14 protein-coding genes are annotated in these 16066 nt (G+C 71.1%); 4 read left to right on the top strand and 10 right to left on the bottom strand.

The window, feature by feature from the left end:
* Positions 1-21: 21 nt before the first annotated feature.
* From C9992_RS10215 to C9992_RS18405, 9 genes are all read right to left on the bottom strand, one after another.
* Positions 22-951, bottom strand: coding sequence for an ABC transporter permease (locus C9992_RS10215; RefSeq protein ID WP_106815501.1), 930 nt, complete (start codon positions 949-951; stop codon positions 22-24).
* Positions 941-1666, bottom strand: coding sequence for an ABC transporter ATP-binding protein (locus tag C9992_RS10210; protein WP_200826310.1), 726 nt, complete (start codon positions 1664-1666; stop codon positions 941-943). Before C9992_RS10210 ends, C9992_RS10215 begins: the two co-directional genes overlap by 11 nt.
* 169 nt (positions 1667-1835) lie before the next feature.
* Positions 1836-2918: an ABC transporter substrate-binding protein gene (locus C9992_RS10205; protein WP_106815499.1), complete on the bottom strand. Its 1083-nt coding sequence runs from the start codon at positions 2916-2918 to the stop codon at positions 1836-1838.
* Positions 2919-3007: 89 nt separating this feature from the next.
* Entirely contained in the window at positions 3008-4489 is a 1482-nt protein-coding gene (locus tag C9992_RS10200) for a sulfate adenylyltransferase subunit 1 (RefSeq protein ID WP_106815498.1), read from the bottom strand.
* Positions 4489-5442 carry a sulfate adenylyltransferase subunit CysD gene (gene cysD / locus C9992_RS10195; RefSeq protein WP_235008180.1) on the bottom strand — a complete coding sequence of 318 codons (954 nt, stop codon included), beginning with the start codon at positions 5440-5442 and terminating at the stop codon, positions 4489-4491. Before cysD ends, C9992_RS10200 begins: the two co-directional genes overlap by 1 nt.
* Positions 5439-6182 (bottom strand): phosphoadenylyl-sulfate reductase, encoded by a 744-nt coding sequence (locus tag C9992_RS10190; protein ID WP_106815497.1) that lies wholly within the window; start codon positions 6180-6182, stop codon positions 5439-5441. The genes cysD and C9992_RS10190 overlap by 4 nt, the downstream gene beginning before the upstream one ends.
* Before the next feature lie 133 nt (positions 6183-6315).
* Positions 6316-8106 (bottom strand): nitrite/sulfite reductase, encoded by a 1791-nt coding sequence (locus tag C9992_RS10185; RefSeq protein ID WP_327317373.1) that lies wholly within the window; start codon positions 8104-8106, stop codon positions 6316-6318.
* Between the two features lie 105 nt (positions 8107-8211).
* Entirely contained in the window at positions 8212-8913 is a 702-nt protein-coding gene (locus tag C9992_RS18410) for a sirohydrochlorin chelatase (RefSeq protein WP_106815496.1), read from the bottom strand.
* 190 nt (positions 8914-9103) lie between these two features.
* A complete protein-coding gene (locus C9992_RS18405; protein WP_106815495.1) occupies positions 9104-10123 on the bottom strand; it encodes a MarR family winged helix-turn-helix transcriptional regulator in 1020 nt (339 codons plus the stop codon).
* A 115-nt stretch (positions 10124-10238) separates the two neighbouring features.
* Between C9992_RS18405 and C9992_RS18400 the strand changes: the two genes are divergently transcribed.
* On the top strand, positions 10239-10856 hold the full coding sequence (locus C9992_RS18400) for a MarR family winged helix-turn-helix transcriptional regulator (protein ID WP_235008179.1): 618 nt from the start codon (positions 10239-10241) through the stop codon (positions 10854-10856).
* A 499-nt stretch (positions 10857-11355) separates the two neighbouring features.
* Here the strand turns inward: C9992_RS18400 and C9992_RS10165 are convergent, their stop codons facing one another.
* The gene (locus tag C9992_RS10165) at positions 11356-12801 is read right to left on the bottom strand and encodes an MFS transporter (RefSeq protein WP_106815494.1); all 1446 of its coding nucleotides are present in this window, start codon (positions 12799-12801) and stop codon (positions 11356-11358) included.
* A gap of 117 nt (positions 12802-12918) precedes the next feature.
* Between C9992_RS10165 and C9992_RS10160 the strand changes: the two genes are divergently transcribed.
* The 3 genes from C9992_RS10160 to C9992_RS10150 all read left to right on the top strand — a co-directional run bounded on the left by C9992_RS10160 (position 12919) and on the right by C9992_RS10150 (position 16064).
* On the top strand, positions 12919-13521 hold the full coding sequence (locus C9992_RS10160) for a hypothetical protein (protein WP_200826285.1): 603 nt from the start codon (positions 12919-12921) through the stop codon (positions 13519-13521).
* A 150-nt stretch (positions 13522-13671) separates the two neighbouring features.
* Positions 13672-15423, top strand: a complete 1752-nt coding sequence (locus C9992_RS10155; protein ID WP_106815493.1) for a sensor histidine kinase — start codon at positions 13672-13674, stop codon at positions 15421-15423.
* Positions 15414-16064 (top strand): response regulator transcription factor, encoded by a 651-nt coding sequence (locus tag C9992_RS10150; protein ID WP_106815492.1) that lies wholly within the window; start codon positions 15414-15416, stop codon positions 16062-16064. Before C9992_RS10155 ends, C9992_RS10150 begins: the two co-directional genes overlap by 10 nt.
* The last annotated feature ends 2 nt before the right edge of the window (positions 16065-16066 follow it).

Below are 16066 nucleotides of genomic sequence, written 5' to 3'. Positions count from 1 at the left end.
GAGGCAGGGGCGGCGAGCCAGTCATCGGGCACCTGCCGTCACGAGAAGGCCACGGCGCTTCAGCATCCGCCGCTCCAAGGGGCCGAAGAACACGAGCTCGATGAGGATGCCGATGGCCAGGATGAGGATGATCGTGCCCAGCACGCCGGCGAGGTCGGCGAGCTCGCGCGACTGCTGCAGCATCGAGCCGAGGCCGAAGCCGATCGTGCCGCCGACGGCGATGATCTCGGCCGCCATCAGCGACCGCCACGAGAACGCCCACCCCTGCTTGAGACCGGCGAGGTAGCCGGGCAGTGCCGCCGGGAGGATCACCGAGGTGGCGAGCTGCCAGCGCGACGCCCCGAGCACGGTGCCGACGCGCCGCAGCTGCGGCGGCACCTGATCGATGCCCGCGATGAGTCCGTTGATGATCGAGGGGATCGCCCCCATCAGGATGACGAAGTAGACCGTCGCGTCGGAGAGACCGAACCAGATGATCGCGGCCGGCACCCACGCCACCGACGGCAGCACCTGCAGGCCCGAGATGATGGGCCCCACCGCGCGGCGGATCGGGCGGACCTCGGCCAGGAGCAGACCGATCGGCGTGCCGACGGCGATCGCGATGAGGAAGCCGACGATGCCGCGCTCGAGGCTCGTCGTGACCGCCTCCTGCAGGCGGCCGGAATCCCACGCGGAGCTCAGGGCTCCCACCACGTCGGCGGGGCCTGGCACGATGTCGGGTCGGGGATGCGCGATGACGACGTACAGCTGCCACGCGACGATGAGGAGGATGACGAACACGATCGGCGGCACGACGCTCGTCGCGAAGCGGCGCCACGGTCCCGGGTCGGCCTTGGCATCGGTCTGGAGGTTGTCGAGCCCGGAGGAGAGGCTGCGCAGATCGTCGGGCAGGGCAGCCGAATCCGGACCGGCGAGTGATGGGCCGACGACCGTCGGGGTCTCAAGCGGCATTGCGGCGGATCTCCTTCCGCAGCTGATCGGTGATCTCCACCGAAAGCGCGGCCACCTCGGGTGACTCGATGCGTCGCCCGGCGGTCTTCGCGATGCGCCACTCCTGCACGACGCGCCCGGGGCGGCTGCCCATGAGCACCACCCGCTGGCCGAGGCGGGCGGCCTCGCGCACGTTGTGCGTGACGAAGACGATGGTGCGGCCGGTCGCGCGCCACACGCGCTCGAGCTCTTCGTGCAGCAGGTCGCGGGTGATGGCGTCAAGCGCCGCGAACGGCTCGTCCATCAGCAGCACCGGCCGGTCCTGAGCGAGGGCACGGGCGAGGGCGACGCGCTGACGCATGCCGCCCGAGAGCTCGTGCGGGCGCTTGTCGGCGGCATCCGCGAGGTTCACGGCATCCAGGAGCGACAGGGCCTTGTCGCGGCGATCCGCGCGTGGCACGCCGCGGAGTCGCAGCGCGAGCTCGACGTTGCGGCGGGCGGTGAGCCACGGCATGAGCGCCGACTCCTGGAACATGACGGCGGAGCCCGCGTCGGGGGTCTGGATGCGGCCGGCGGTCGGCTGGTCCAGACCCGCGATGAGGTTGAGGAGGGTCGACTTGCCGCACCCCGACGCGCCCAGCAGGCACACGAACTCGCCGGCCTGGATCTCGAGCGAGACGTCGTCGAGCACGACCGGGCCCGAGCCGAAGCGCTTGGACACGCCGTCGATGCGCACGGCCGGAGCAGGCCTGGTCGCCGGCGGGAGCACCGGCGCGACACCGTCGAAACTCGGGCCCAGCGCTGCGGCGGTACCGGTGGGCGCGCCCGCCTCCGGGGACGCCGGCGCGGAAGCTGCCTTCCGGGTCGGCGCGGCCCCGGAGGCGGAAGCGGGTGCGGTGCTCACGTCAGTCCTCGCCGAGACCCGCGGCCGACACGGTGTCTTCGCCCGCTGCCGTCAGCTGCTCGTTGAGCAGGCGCAGGTCGAACAGGCCCTCGATCGAGCCGTCCTTCTGGGTGCCCGCCTCGATGCCGTTCTCGACGAGCGTCTGGAACGTCTCGGCGTGCGGGTCGACCGAGAACGTCACGTGCTCGAGCGCCCGCTGGATCACCGCATCATCCAGCGGCTTGCCGGTCTCCTTCTCGATGGCGCCGTTGATCACGGCCGGCGCCTCGGCAGGGTTGTCGGCGATCCACTGCACGGCGGCCTCATGGCCCTTCAGCAGATCGGCGACCACATCGGGGTGCTCGTCGAGGAACTGCCTGCGCACGAGGAGGACTGTCGTCGGGAAGGCGCCGTCGTCCCACAGGTCGGCCTCGTCGACGAGCACGTGAGCGCCCGCGTCGAGCACGAGACGTGACACCCACGGCTCGGGCAGCCACGCCCCGTCGAGCTGCCCCTGCTGGAACAGCGTCAGCGTCTGTGCGTTCTCGGTCGGGGTGACCTGCACGTCGCCGCCGCCCGACGTGTCGGTCTGGTACCCCTCATCGGCCAGCCACTTGCGCAGCGCGACGTCCTGGGTGTTGCCCAGCTGTGGCGACGCGAGCGTGGTGCCCTCGAGATCGTCCGGGGAGTCGATGCCGTCGCGGACGACGAGCGCTGCTCCTCCGGTGGCCGCTCCCGCCACGATGCGCGCCGATTCGCCGCCGGACTGGATGAACGTGTTGATCGAGGGGTTCGGCCCGATGTAGGTCGCGTCGATCGCGCCGGCCGACAGGGCCTCGATGGCGGCCGGGCCGGCGTTGAACACCTGCGTCGTGACGTCGACATCGCCGAGCGCGTCCTGAATGAGCCCTTCCTCGAGTCCGACGAGAGCGGGCGCGTGGGTCACGTTGGCGAAGTACCCCAGACGCAGCTCGTCGACGGGTGCGCTGTCGCCCGTTCCGTTGTCGTCGCCGGTGGAGGATGCCTCGGCAGAGGCGCAGCCGGCCATCATCGCGGCCACGAGTCCCAGGGTTGTGATGACGGTCGCGGTGCGGATCTTGTTCACGGTGTCGCCTCCTTCTGTGCGGTGGTGCTCTCGGTGGGTGGTGGATGTGCGGTTCCGCCGGGCTCGAGGGTGGTCACACCCCGGCGGGCTCAGCCCCGCACGATGCCGGCGGCGAGCGTGGCGCCGTCGGACGGATGGATCACGAGGAACGAGCCCCCGTGGCGGCTGGTGCGGTAGGGCTCGAGTGGCAGGTCGGCTGCCAGCCGCAGCCGCACCCGGCCGATGTCGTTGGTCTCGAGCGTCTGCGCCGCCTCATGGGCCAGCGCGTCGAGGTCGTAGCGCGACTCGATCTGCGCCACGATCGCCTGCACGGTCGCGGTGCCGTGCTTGACGAGCACGCGGATGCCGGGGGTCAACGGTCGCGCGTCGAGCTGGAAGAGCTCGGCGTCGAACTCCCGCCGGCCGCCCGGCAGCGAGCCGGCCGAGACCACGAGTGCGCCACGGGCCGTGTCGACGTCGTCCTCGAGCTCGAGGGAGACCGACTGCGGCGCGGTGGCCTCATCGGTCTCCGCGCCGGCGACCCGGATGCCCTTCACCGTGGTGGCGATGCCCGATGGGAAGATCTCGACCCCGTCTCCGACGCGCACGGCGCCGCTGGAGATCCGGCCGGCGACGGCGCGGTAGTCGCGGAGCCGTTCGGCCTCGTCGGGGTCGGTGCCCGGAGCCAGGCCGCCCTGCGGGCGCAGAACGAGCTGCACCGGGAGGCGCAGCGGCTCGGGTGCGGAGGATCCGGCATCCTGCGGCGACGATCCGGCATCCTGCGGCGCGGATGCCGTGGCCGGGGTCGCGTCGGCCGAGGGCAGCGTCTCGAGCAGTTCCAGGAGCGCCGGTCCGTCGTACCACGGGGTGCGCTCGGAGCGCTTGACGATGTTGTCGCCTTCCAGGGCCGAGACGGGCAGCACGTGCAGATCCTCGATGCCGAGCTCGGTCGCGACCGCCCGAGCCTGCGCGGCGACGTCGGCGAAGGCATCCGCCGAGAAACCCGTGAGGTCGATCTTGTTGACCGCGAGGATCACGTGCGGAACCCGCAGCAGCGCGACGACCGCGAGGTGTCGCTTCGTCTGCTCGACCACGCCCTTCCGCGCGTCGACCAGCACGATCACCGCATCGGCAGTCGTCGCACCCGTGACCATGTTGCGGGTGTACTGCACGTGACCGGGGCAGTCGGCGAGGATGAAGGACCGGGTGCCCGTGGAGAAGTACCGGTAGGCGACGTCGATCGTGATGCCCTGTTCCCGCTCGGCGCGCAGCCCGTCGGTGAGGAGGGCGAAGTCGAACGCGCCGTGCGCGAATCCACGATCGGCCGACGTGCGTGCGACCTGCTCGAGCTGGTCGGCGAGGATCGCCTTCGAATCGTGCAGCAGGCGGCCGACCAGCGTCGATTTGCCGTCGTCGACGGAGCCCGCCGTCGCGAACCGGAAGAGGGTCGGGGTCGGGGTCCCGGGCGTTTCGTCTCGCTCGTTCCTCGCTCGCTCGACGACCGGGAGGGTCTCCGGCGTTTCGTCTCGCTTCGCGGCTCCTGAGCTTGTCGAAGGGCGCTCAACGACCGGGGCTTGGGTGTCGATGCTCATCAGAAGTACCCGTCCTTCTTGCGGTCCTCCATGGCGGCCTCGCTGAGGCGGTCGTCGGCGCGGGTGGCGCCACGCTCGGTGAGGGTGGACACGGCGACCTCGGCGACGATCGCGCCCAGGTCGGCGGCATCCGATTCCACTGCTCCGGTGCAGCTCATGTCGCCGACCGTGCGGTAGCGCACCGTGCGTACCTCGACGGTCTCGTCCTCGCGGGGCGGCGAGAAAGGGCCGACCGGACGCCACATGCCGTCGCGGGCATAGACCTCGCGCTCGTGCGCGAAGTACAGCGAGGGCAGCGGAATGCCTTCGCGCTCGATGTAGCGCCACACGTCGAGCTCGGTCCAGTTCGAGATGGGGAACGCGCGCACGTGCTGGCCGGGGGTGTGACGCCCGTTATACAGGCTCCACAGCTCCGGGCGCTGGTTGCGCGGGTCCCACTGGCCGAACTCGTCGCGCAGCGAGATGATGCGCTCCTTGGCGCGCGCCTTGTCTTCGTCGCGGCGCGCCCCGCCGAAGACGGCGTCATGGCGGCCGGCGGCGATGGCGTCGAGCAGCGGCAGCGTCTGCAGCGGATTGCGGGTGCCGTCGGCGCGCTCTTGCAGGCGTCCGTCGTCGATGTAGTCCTGCACGCGGGCGACCTCGAGGCGGATGCCGAGCCGGGCCACGGTTTCGTCGCGGAAGGCGAGCACCTCGGGGAAGTTGTGGCCGGTGTCGACGTGCAGCACCGGGAAGGGCACCTTGCCGGGCGCGAACGCCTTGGTCGCCAGGTGCAGCACCACGACCGAGTCCTTGCCGCCCGAGAACAACAGCACCGGACGCTCGAACTCGGCGACCACCTCGCGGATCACGTGGATGGCCTCCGCCTCGAGCAGGTCGAGCGTGGAGAGGATCGAAACACCGGTCGTTGAGCGAGCGAAGCGAGACGAAACGTCCTGAGCATTCGAGATCGTCATTCGTGCAGCCCGCATTCCGTCTTGGAGGAGCCGGCCCAGCGGCCGGATCGGGGGTCTTCGCCGGGGGCGACCGGCTTCGTGCACGGCTCGCAGCCGATGGAGGGGTAGCCGAACCCGACGAGCAGGTTCACCGGCGCCTTGTGCGCGGCGGCGTAGGAGAGCACGTCGTCGAGGCTCCAGGCGGCGACCGGGTTGACCTTGACGAGCCCGTTGCGCTCGTCCCAGGTCACGAGCGGCGTGTTCGTGCGCGTCGGTGCCTCGTCGCGGCGCACGCCCGTGAACCAGACTTCGTAGCCGCCGAGCGCCTCCTGCAGCGGCGCGACCTTGCGCCGCGCGCAGCACAGGCTCGCGTCGCGCTCGAACAGCTTGGCGCCGAACTCGGCGTCCTGCTCCGCCACCGTTTGAGTCGGGGTGATGTCGACGATGCGCACGTCGAGCGCGCGCTGCACCTCGTCGCGCGTCGCGTACGTCTCGGTGAAGTGGTAGCCGGTGTCGAGGAACAGCACGTCGACGCCGGGCAGCTGCTCGGCCACGAGGTGGGGCAGGGCGGCATCGGCCATCGAGCACGCCACGGCCGCGGCATCCGTCCCGAAGTTGCGTGCCACCCAGGCGACGACCTCCGCGGCGGATGCCTCGTGGTCGGTGAGGTTGCGCAGCTCGATGTTGCCCTGCTCGGCGAGCGCCTTGAGCTCTTCGCGCGTGCGCTTGGTCGTGGCGCGGGGTGCGACTGACACGGTCATGACGCCTCCTCCCTTCCGCGAGACTCCAGTGGAGCGCCGAGACTGCGCGCGCCGACCGCTGTCTCGGCGGCCCGATGGAGTCTCGCGAACAGGGGAGCGGCGGCGGGGGTGCGGGTCGGAATCGGCGGGACGGTCACTGGAGTGCCTCCTCTTCCGCTCGGTGTGCCCACTGGGCGAACGTCTCGTTCGACGCGGCGTCGCGATCGGCGAGGAAGCGGGTCACGACGCGCTCGACGTAGTCCGCGATGCCGTCCGCCGCGACCTTCAGCCCGCGCACGGTGCGGCCCAGGCCCGGCTCGTCGCGATCCTGCGAGGCGAGGCCGCCACCGAGGTGCACCTGGTAGCCGGGCACCTGCTCGCCGTCGATCGTGACGAGCTGGCCCTTGAGCCCGATGTCGGCGGTCTGGATGCGCGCGCACGAGTTGGGGCATCCGTTCACGTGGAGGGAGATCGGATGCGGCAGCTCGAAGCCCTTCAGCCGTTCCTCGAGATCGAGGACGGCCGCGGTCGCGTTGACCTTCGTCTCGACGATCGCCAGCTTGCAGAACTCGATGCCGGTGCAGGCGATGGTGCCGCGGCGGATGAGGCTCGGCCGGGCCTGCAGTCCGAGGGCGTCGAGCTCGGCGACGAGCGGCTCGACGTTCTCGGCCGGCACGTCGAGGATCACGATCTTCTGGTGCGGCGTCGTGCGCAGGCGCGTGGAGCCGTGCGCCTCGATGAGATCGGCGAGGCGTGCGAGGGTGGGCCCCGAGACACGGCCGACGATCGGGGTGACGCCGATGTAGAAGCGGCCGTCCTTCTGTTCGTGCACGCCGACGTGGTCGCCGGGGGTCGCTGGCCTCGGGGCCGCCGGCCCGTCGGGAAGGGCGTAGCCGAGGTACTCGTCCTGCAGCACCTGCCGGAACTTCTCGGTGCCCCACTCGGCGAGCAGGAACTTCAGCCGCGCCTTGTTGCGCAGGCGCCGGTAGCCGTAATCGCGGAAGATCTGGGTGACGCCGTGCCAGGCATCCGCCACCTGCTCCGGTTTCACGAACGCGCCCAGGCGCTCGCCGAGCCGGGGGGTCGTCGACAGCGCGCCGCCCACCCAGAGGTCGTACCCGATGCCGAGCTCGGGGTGCTCGACGGCCACGAACGCGACGTCGTTGATCTCGTGGACGACGTCCTGGCTCGGGTGACCGGTGATCGCGGACTTGAACTTGCGCGGCAGGTTGGCCAGCGTCGGGTCGCCGAGGAAGCGGGCGGTGATCTCGTTGATCTGCGGCGTGGGGTCGATGAGCTCGTCCGCCGCGATGCCGGCGACCGGCGAGCCGAGGATGACGCGCGGAACGTCGCCGCAGGCCTCCGTGGTCTGCAGGCCCACCGCCTCGAGGCGGCGCCAGATCTCGGGGATGTCCTCGACGCGGATCCAGTGCAGCTGGATGTTCTGTCGGTCGGTGATGTCTGCGGTGTCGCGGCCGAATTCGGTCGAGATGCCCGCGATGACGCGCAGCTGCTCGGTGGTCAGCTGGCCGCCGTCGATGCGCACGCGCAGCATGAAGAACTCGTCCTCGAGCTCTTCCGGGGTCAGGGTGGCGGTGCGGCCGCCGTCGATGCCGGGCTTTCGCTGCGTGTACAGACCCCACACGCGGAAGCGCCCGTGCAGGTCGGTCGGGTCGATCGAGGCGAAGCCGCCCTTCGAGTAGACGTTCTCGATGCGCTCGCGCACGCTCAGGCCGTTGTCGACCTGTTTCCACTCCTCGTTGCCGTTGAGCGGCGTCGTGCCGTCGATCTTCCATTGCCCGTTCGGCTTCGACGACGCGCGCGGCGGGCGCACGGCCGCGCGCGGGCGGTCCGACGCAGAGCGCGGTTCGGTGTCGCTGATGGTCACGGTGGCCTCCGGGGTGTGTCCCGGACCGTCGTCCGGGCCGGACTCTATCGAGTCCATTCCGTGAGGCTAGAAGCGGGGGCCGTCGACACCTATCCCAGCGTCAAGGGGCGTTAACGTGCGTAACCGGACGACACACAGTTGCAGGCCGACGGATTGGTGGACTCAGTCGGAGAATCCGGCGGCGGTACGGTAGCGCTCGACGACCAGCTCGACGAGCGCCGCGGGCGGTTCGTCAGCACCAAGCAGCGGCGGCGCGACGGGCGAGGTGCCGGCCAGACGAACAGCGAGGTCGTGGAAATAGCCGGGCGCCAGAAGGTAATTCGCGACGACGACCCGGCCTCGCGCGGTCGCCGCGGCGACGGCGGCATCCAGCCGCGGGTCAGCGGCGGCGAGGAAACCGACGGTGACCTCCCGGTCCACCCGGGCCGCCAGCATCCGCCCGATCTCACGGCAGTCCTCGTTCGCCCGCTCGTCGCTGGATCCCGCGACGGCGAGGACGATCGCGTCGTCTGGAGCCGAGTCGACGGTCGCAAGCCTGGTGAGGAGCACGTCGACCAGGCGCAGGTCCGGCCCCAGAGCGGGCGCGATCGTGACTCCCTCACGGCCGGCGGACTGCTTCCGCAGGTCGACACGCACGTGGTACCCGGCCGAGAGCAGCAGCGGCACGATGACCACCGGCGTGCCCTCGGGGATCGCATCGAGGGATGCCGCGACATCCGGCTGCTGGACATCGACGTGCCCCAGCCGCACGATGACGCCCGGAATCCGGCGGGCCACCGCAGCCACCAGCGCTTCGACCGCCGCCTGCCCGGTGGGCGACGACGTGCCATGCGAGATGGCGAGGAGCGCGGGGGCCGACGTCACGGGCCCATTGTGCCGTGCGCGTGTGACGGGCGTGTGACGCCGCCGGGCCCGTTGCGCCGGTCGCGCCGTGGAGACGCCGCTCTGCCCGCGTCTCGTCCGTGAGACATCACTGACGCGCCGAGACTTCGTGTCAGACACGAAGTTTCGGCGCGCAGGTGGAGTCTCGCGGAGTGAGGACGGATGCCGGGGGTCAGGCGGCGCCGTACTCGCGGCCGCGCAGGAAGCCGGCGTCGAACCCGCGCTCGTAGGCGCGCTGTGTGCGGCGATCGCCGTCGCGGTGACCCCGGAAGCCGTAAGCGCCGGAGCCGGAGTGACCCCGGAACCCGTGGTGCCCGTGTCCGTGGTCCTCGTGCCCGCGGCCGTCGTGCCCGTGCCCGCGGCCGTCGTGCGCGTGCCCGCGGCCGTCGTGCCCGTGGCCGTGGTTCCCGTGGCCTTCGTGGCCGTGGCCTTCGTGCCCGTGGCCTTCGTGGTTGCGGTGGCCGTGGCCGGCGTGCGGGTGGTGGCCGTGGCATCCTTCCGTGTCGCCGGACTCGCTGCTGAACGGCTCATCGAAGCGCTCGGCCGGGCGGCCGGGGCGCCCCGGAGCGAACCCGCGGTGCCGGTTGCGGCCGTAGCCGTCGTGGATGTCGGGCTCGAACGGCCGCGGCCGCCCGCCGAACCCGGGGCCGAAACCACGTCCGGATCCCCAGCCGGGTCCGAAGCCGGGGTGGAACCCGGGCGCACCCTTTCCGCCGAATCCCGCGCGGCGTCTGAAGCCGGAGAATCCGCGGTCGGCGGCATCCTCGTTCCAGCCCAGTTCGCGGGCGATCGACTCCAGCGAAGCTGTCATGGCGGCATAGGCCTCGTCGCCGACGGCGCCGACGACGCGTGAGCGGATGCCGTCGACGATCGCGCCGATGCGCTCCTTCTCGGCCCGGCCGGCCCCCGTCAGCGTCCATGTGCCGTCGCCCTGCTGCGCGACCCAGCCGCGGTCTTCGAGGGTGCGCAGCCGCTTGCCCTTGCGGGTCAGCCGCTCGCGCAGCTCGGGTGCATCGACGTCGCCGGACAGCACGTTCAGCACCATCCAGTCGCGCCGGTCGATGCCTTCCGATCCGAGTGCCTCCGCGAACTCGCGGGTTAGCAGTCCGTCGACGACGTGCAACCAGTACCCGAGCGGGCGAGGGTCGGTGGGGCGAGGGGTGTCGTTGTGTTCGTTCTCGTGGTCGTCCATGGGAAGTCCTCTCGTGCGGCGGCTCGATCGCCGCCGGAATTGCATGTCAAAACGCATGTACATGCAGTGTGACATGGAGTACGGATTCATGTCAAGTCGCATGTAAATTGGGAGCATGCCCGAGACCCCCGCCGATCCATCGGATGCCATCGCCGCGGCGCTCGCGCGTCTGCGAGGTCGTCGGATGCCGCGCCCCTGGGCGGAGGGACAGAGCGGGCGGGGACGACCCGGTCCGCACGGCCACGGCCACGGCGGGCCGCACGGGCGGCATGCCCACTTCGATGCGCAGGCAGCGAACGGCGGACCCGCTGACGGCATGCCCGGCCACGCTCCCTGGCATCACGGTGGACCGCCACCCGGCTTCGGCGCACCGCCCTGGGCCGCTGCCGCTCGCATCGGCGGACCCGCACGCATGCGCTTGCTCGAGGCGCTGGCCGCGGCATCCCACCCGCTCTCGGTGGGAGAGATCGCCGACGCCGTCGGGGTCGATCAGCCGCGGGCGTCGCGCCTGGTGCAGCAGGCGGTCCAGATGGACCTGGTGCGGCGAGAGGCCGACCCCGACGACGCGCGGCGCACCCGCGTGGCGCTGACGGATGCCGGAACCCGCCTGGTGCGCGGCTTCCGAGGGGAGAGGCGCGAGGCCGTCGACGCGGCCCTCGCCGCCTTCACCGACGAGGAGCGCGCCGAGCTCGCCCGGCTGCTCACCAAGCTCGCCGACTCCTGGCCGGCCTGACCGGCACGACTGGCGTCGCCCGGGTTCCGGCATCCCGACCCGCCGACTCCCGCCCGCGACGCGAGTCGACACGTTCCGAGCGAGTCGATGCGTTCCGAACGGGCAGAACGTGTCGACTCGACTACAACGTATCGACTCGTGCGGGGCGCCGGACCGCAACGTGTCGACTCGTGCGGTGCCGGACCACGACGTGTCGACTCGTGCGGCGCCGGACCGCAACGTGTCGACCCGTGCCGCGCCGGACCCGCCGACTCCCGCCCGCGACGCGAGTCGACACGTTCCGAGCGAGTCGATGCGTTCCGAACGGGCAGAACGTGTCGACTCGACTACAACGTATCGACTCGTGCGGGGCGCCGGACCGCAACGTGTCGACTCGTGCGGTGCCGGACCACGACGTGTCGACTCGTGCGGCGCCGGACCGCAACGTGTCGACCCGTGCCGCGCCCGGACTCGTCCGGCGCCCGAGCACGACGTATCGACTCGTGCGGTGCGCGACCGATCAGCCGTCGATGTCGCGGCGCTTGAGCTTGACGGGCAGCAGCAGCAGGAGGCCTGCCAGCAGAACGATGACGATGCCGAGGATGCCGTAGTGCGTCGCGCCGAACCACGCGATGAGCGCGGCCCACAACAGCGGCGACAGGAAGCTCATGACCCGGCCGGTCGTGGCGTAGAGGCCGAACACCTCGCCCTGCATGCCGCGCGGCGTGACGCGGGCCAGCAGCGACCGGCTCGACGCCTGCGCGGGGCCGACCGCCGCCGACAGGATGATGCCGCCCACCCAGAACACCGGCTTGCCGCCCTCACGGAAGAAGAAGACGAACAGGGCGCTGGCGATGAGGATCGTCAGGGCGGTGATGATGACCGCCCGCGCGCCGAAGCGGTCGTCGAGGCGCCCCGCCACGATGGTCGACACGCCGGCGACGAGGTTCAGCGCGATGCCGAACGCGATGACCTCGGTCGGACTGAACCCGAACGACACCGCGGCGAGCACGCCGCCGAAGGCGAAGACCCCGGCCAGGCCATCGCGGTAGACGGCGCTCGCGATGAGGAACCAGAACGTCGGGCGGTGCTCGCGGTACAGCGCCACGATGTCGTGCACCAGCACGATGTAGCTGCGGAAGAAGCCGACCCGCGGGCGGTCAGGCCGGGCCGGTGACTCCGGCACCAGGAAGACGAAGGGCAGCGCGAACACGACGGTCCATACCGCCGCCCCGACCGCGATGAGCCGGTACGCCAATCCGCCCGAGACGTCCAGCCCGAACCACCCGGCGGTGTTGAGGACGACGACGATCGCGAGCGCCAGGATGCCGCCGATGTAGCCGAGACCCCAGCCCAGGCCGCTGACCCGGCCGATGGTCTTGGGCGTCGACACCTGCACCAGCATCGCGTTGTAGTTGACGCCCGCGATCTCGGACGCGACCGACCCGAGCGCGACCAGGATCGCCCCGAGCCAGAAGAACTGCGGCTGCGCATACACGAAGAACAGCGCGAACTGCAGGAGCGCCAGCACCGCCGTGGCGCCGACCACCCAGCGCTTCTTGGTTCCCGACGCGTCCGCGCGCTGGCCGAGCACGGGAGCCAGCAGGAGGATCAGGATGCCGGCGGCGAACGTGACCCAGCCGTACCACTCCGAGAGATCCGCCAGGCCTCCGCAGTACGCCGTCGCGGCGTCGGTCGCGCGCGAGCACACCAGGTCGCCGTCCGCGTTCTGCGCTGCCACGTCGGCGGGCAGGAAGCTGTCGGACACGAGGTACAGCGACACGAAGACGAAGGTCAGGATGACGGAGTTGAAGGGCTGCGTCGCCCAGTCCCAGACCGCCCACGCGAACACCTGCTTGCGCGGCACCGGAGTGTCGTCGGCGCCCTCGGCGTTGAGGGCTGCAGTGGAGAGCACCGGCTCGACGGGGCGCGCCGGCTCGTCAGGCGAGGGTTCGCGGGAACTCATGTCGGACACTCAAGCCCCCTTCGGTGAACGGCTGGTGCGCAATCACCGTAGCGCCCGGCGCCCTCGCCGCGCCGACGGCTCGGCGATATGCTCGCGGCACGCACGCGGGAGGACGACATGGCCGACGACGTGGCGGACGGGCGTCTCGAGGGGCCGGTGTCTGCAACGGGTCCCGTCGCGCATCGGCGCGGCCGATCGGCGGGCCGGCGCGACCGACGGGCGGCAGCGGCGGGCGGGGCGCAGGCTCTCGTCGCGTACTTCAAGGAACGCGTGTACGCGACGTTCACCGGACTCGCGATCGTCCTCGTGGTCGCCGCGAACGAGCACGCCGATGTCGCGCATGCGCTCTTCGCCCTGGTCCTGGGCGTGGTGGGGATCACCGCCGCCGGGTTCGTCTCCGATGTGGTCTCGCACTTGGCGGTGCACCGGACGTTTCCGGGACGTGCCGAGCTCGCGATCTCGCTTCGGGTCGCCGGCGGAGCGCTCAGCACGCTCGTGACGCCCGGCATCCTGCTGCTCCTTGCAGTTTTCGGCGTCATGGCGCTCGGCACCGCGCTGCGCGCGGCATCCATCGTCTACATCGCGACGCTGGCGATCATCGGCTGGTTCGCCGTCCGGCGCTCCGACCTCGTCTGGTGGAAGCAACTCCTCGCCCTCGCGATCCTCGTCGCGCTCGGGTTGCTCGTGGTCGGACTGCAGACCCTCGCCCACGCGATCTGACCCGCCGAGGTGATGCCTCTCCGACCGAGCCGGCGTTTCCTCCGCGGAGGCGGACGCGCCACCTCGCGGTGACCCGCCTGGAGACCTGAGTCGCCTCCGGGCGTCTCTCGCGCGCGACACAATGAGACGACGATCTCCCGAAGAGGCCCGATGCCGACAGCTCCCCTTGTGCGTTCCGCGCTCTCGCGCTCGCTCGATCGCGCACTGGCGATCGTCGCCGTGCTGTCCGGCATGCTCGTCGTGATCGCGATCGGCCTGACGCCTCTCGACGGCCCGGCCGGGCTTCTGCTCGCCGCGCTCCCCGCCGTTCTCGGCGTCTACGTGGTCGCGGGACTGATCGCGTGGAAGCGACGCCCGAGCAACGGCATGGGGTTCCTCATCCTCGTCGCCGGCGTCATGGTCTTCATCGGCGCGATCGGCAACACCGACGTGCCCGTCCTCGTCGCGATCAGTGCGATCGGCGCGACGCTGGCGCTGCCGGCGATGGTGCACCTGCTGCTCGCGTTCCCCTCCGGCCGTCTTCCCGACCGCCTCTCACGGACTCTCGTGGCGGCGCTGTACGCGGTGTCGCTGATCCTGCAGGCGCCCGAGTACCTGTTCGACCCCGACGGCTCGTTCCCGCCGTTCGCGGTCGCCGATCTTCCTGCGGCGGTCGCGCTCTTCGGCTTCCTGCAGACCGCCACGGCCACCGTGATCATGCTGTGCGTGGCGGTCGTGCTGTGGGGCCGGCTTCGCCGAGCGGATGCCGCGCACCGGCGCGTGCTCATCCCGTTGTTCTCATACGGCATCTTCACCGTCCTCTTCATGCCGCTCGTCGCGATCGCGATCGACCGGGTCTTCGGCGTGGATCCGATGGTGCGCGGATACCTGCAGTTCGCCGTCATCGCGGGGATCCCCGTCGCCTTCACGCTCGGCCTGCTGCGGGGCGGGTTCGCCCGCACCGGCGAACTGGAGGAGCTCGGCACGTGGCTGGGCACCGCCGATTCCGCGAAACAGCCGGTGGCATCGGCGCTGGCACGCACGCTCGGGGATCCGTCGCTGCGCCTGTACTTCGTCGCCGACGGGGGACGGGAGCTGGTCGATGCGGACGGCCGGGTCGCTCCCCAGGGGCCTCGCGCCGACGACCGCCGCGGCTGGCAGCCGATCGTCCTGCAGGGGAGAGAGATCGGCGCGATCGAGTTCGACGCCGCCTTGCTGGCCGACCGTGAGCTGGTGCGCACCGCGGGCCGTATCGTGGCGATCGCGGTGGACCGCGAACGTCTCACGGCCGAGCTGCGGGCGAGCGAACGCGCACTGATGCTCTCGCGCGAGCGGATCGTGGAGGCCGCCGACCGGGAGCGCCGTCGCATCGCCCGTGACCTGCATGACGGCTTGCAGGTCCAGCTCGTGCTGCTGGCGCTGGAGGCGCAGCAGCTGGCCACGACACCCGGGGGGACGGTGGCCGACCGGGCGACGCGCTTGCGGGTCGACATCGATGCGGCTGCCGCCGACCTGCGCATGCTGGTTCGCGACCTGGTGCCGGCCGCGCTGATCGAGCGCGGCCTGACGACGGCGGCCGAAGACCTGGTGGACCGGATGCCGATACCGACGTTCTTCGATTCCGAGGTCGACGACGACGTGCTCAGCGACGTGATCGAGGCGACCACGTACTTCGTGCTCGCGGAGGCGCTCGCCAACGTCGTCAAGCACGCCCGGGCCTCGATCGCCCGCGTCCGCCTCGATCTTCACGACGGCCGGCTTCGGCTGGACGTCGAGGACAACGGTGTCGGGGGTGCCTCGATGGCGGCGGGATCGGGCCTGCGGGGACTGGCCGACCGTGTCGAGGCGCTCGGCGGCAGCATCTCGATCTCGAGCCCGCCGGGACGCGGAACACGAGTGTGCGTGGAGGTACCGTGCGCGTAGTCATCGCCGAGGACGAGGCCCTGATCCGCCGGGGGCTCGAGCTGGTCCTCCAAGAGGGCGGCCACGAGGTCGCCGCGGCCGTCGGCGATGCCGACCGCATGGCCGATGCGGTCGCACACGAGCGGCCCGATCTCGTCATCACCGACATCCGGATGCCGCCGACGCACACCGACGAAGGGCTTCGGGCAGCGCTGCGCATCCGGCGGGAGCAGCCCGAGACGGCGGTCGTCGTTCTCTCGCAGCATGTCCAGCGGCGCTACGCCCAGGACCTGCTGGCGGAGGGGACCGACCGGGTCGGCTACCTGCTCAAGCAGCGCATCGCCGATGTCGAGACCTTCCTGGCTGATCTCGAGCGCGTCGCCGCAGGAGGCACGGCGCTCGATCCCGACGTGATCGCCGTCATGGTCGGGCGGGCGCGTCACTCGGAGGCCGCTGTCAGCGGCCTGACTCCACGGCAGCAGGAGGTGCTGTCGCTCGTCGCCGAGGGGCGCAGCAACGCGAGCATCGCGGCCAAGCTCTTCCTCACCGAGAAGGCGGTCGTCCAGCACGTCTCAAGGATCTACGACGCTCTCGGGCTGGCGCTCGACAGCGACTCGCACCGCCGCGTGCGCGCTGTGATCCAGTACCTCAACCGCGGCTGAGA

It is taken from the genome of Microbacterium timonense, from assembly GCF_900292075.1.
Taxonomy (GTDB): Bacteria; Actinomycetota; Actinomycetes; order Actinomycetales; family Microbacteriaceae; genus Microbacterium; species Microbacterium timonense.
The sequence above is the reverse complement of the archived record's forward strand: the minus strand, read 5'-3'. Positions and strand labels throughout refer to the sequence as shown.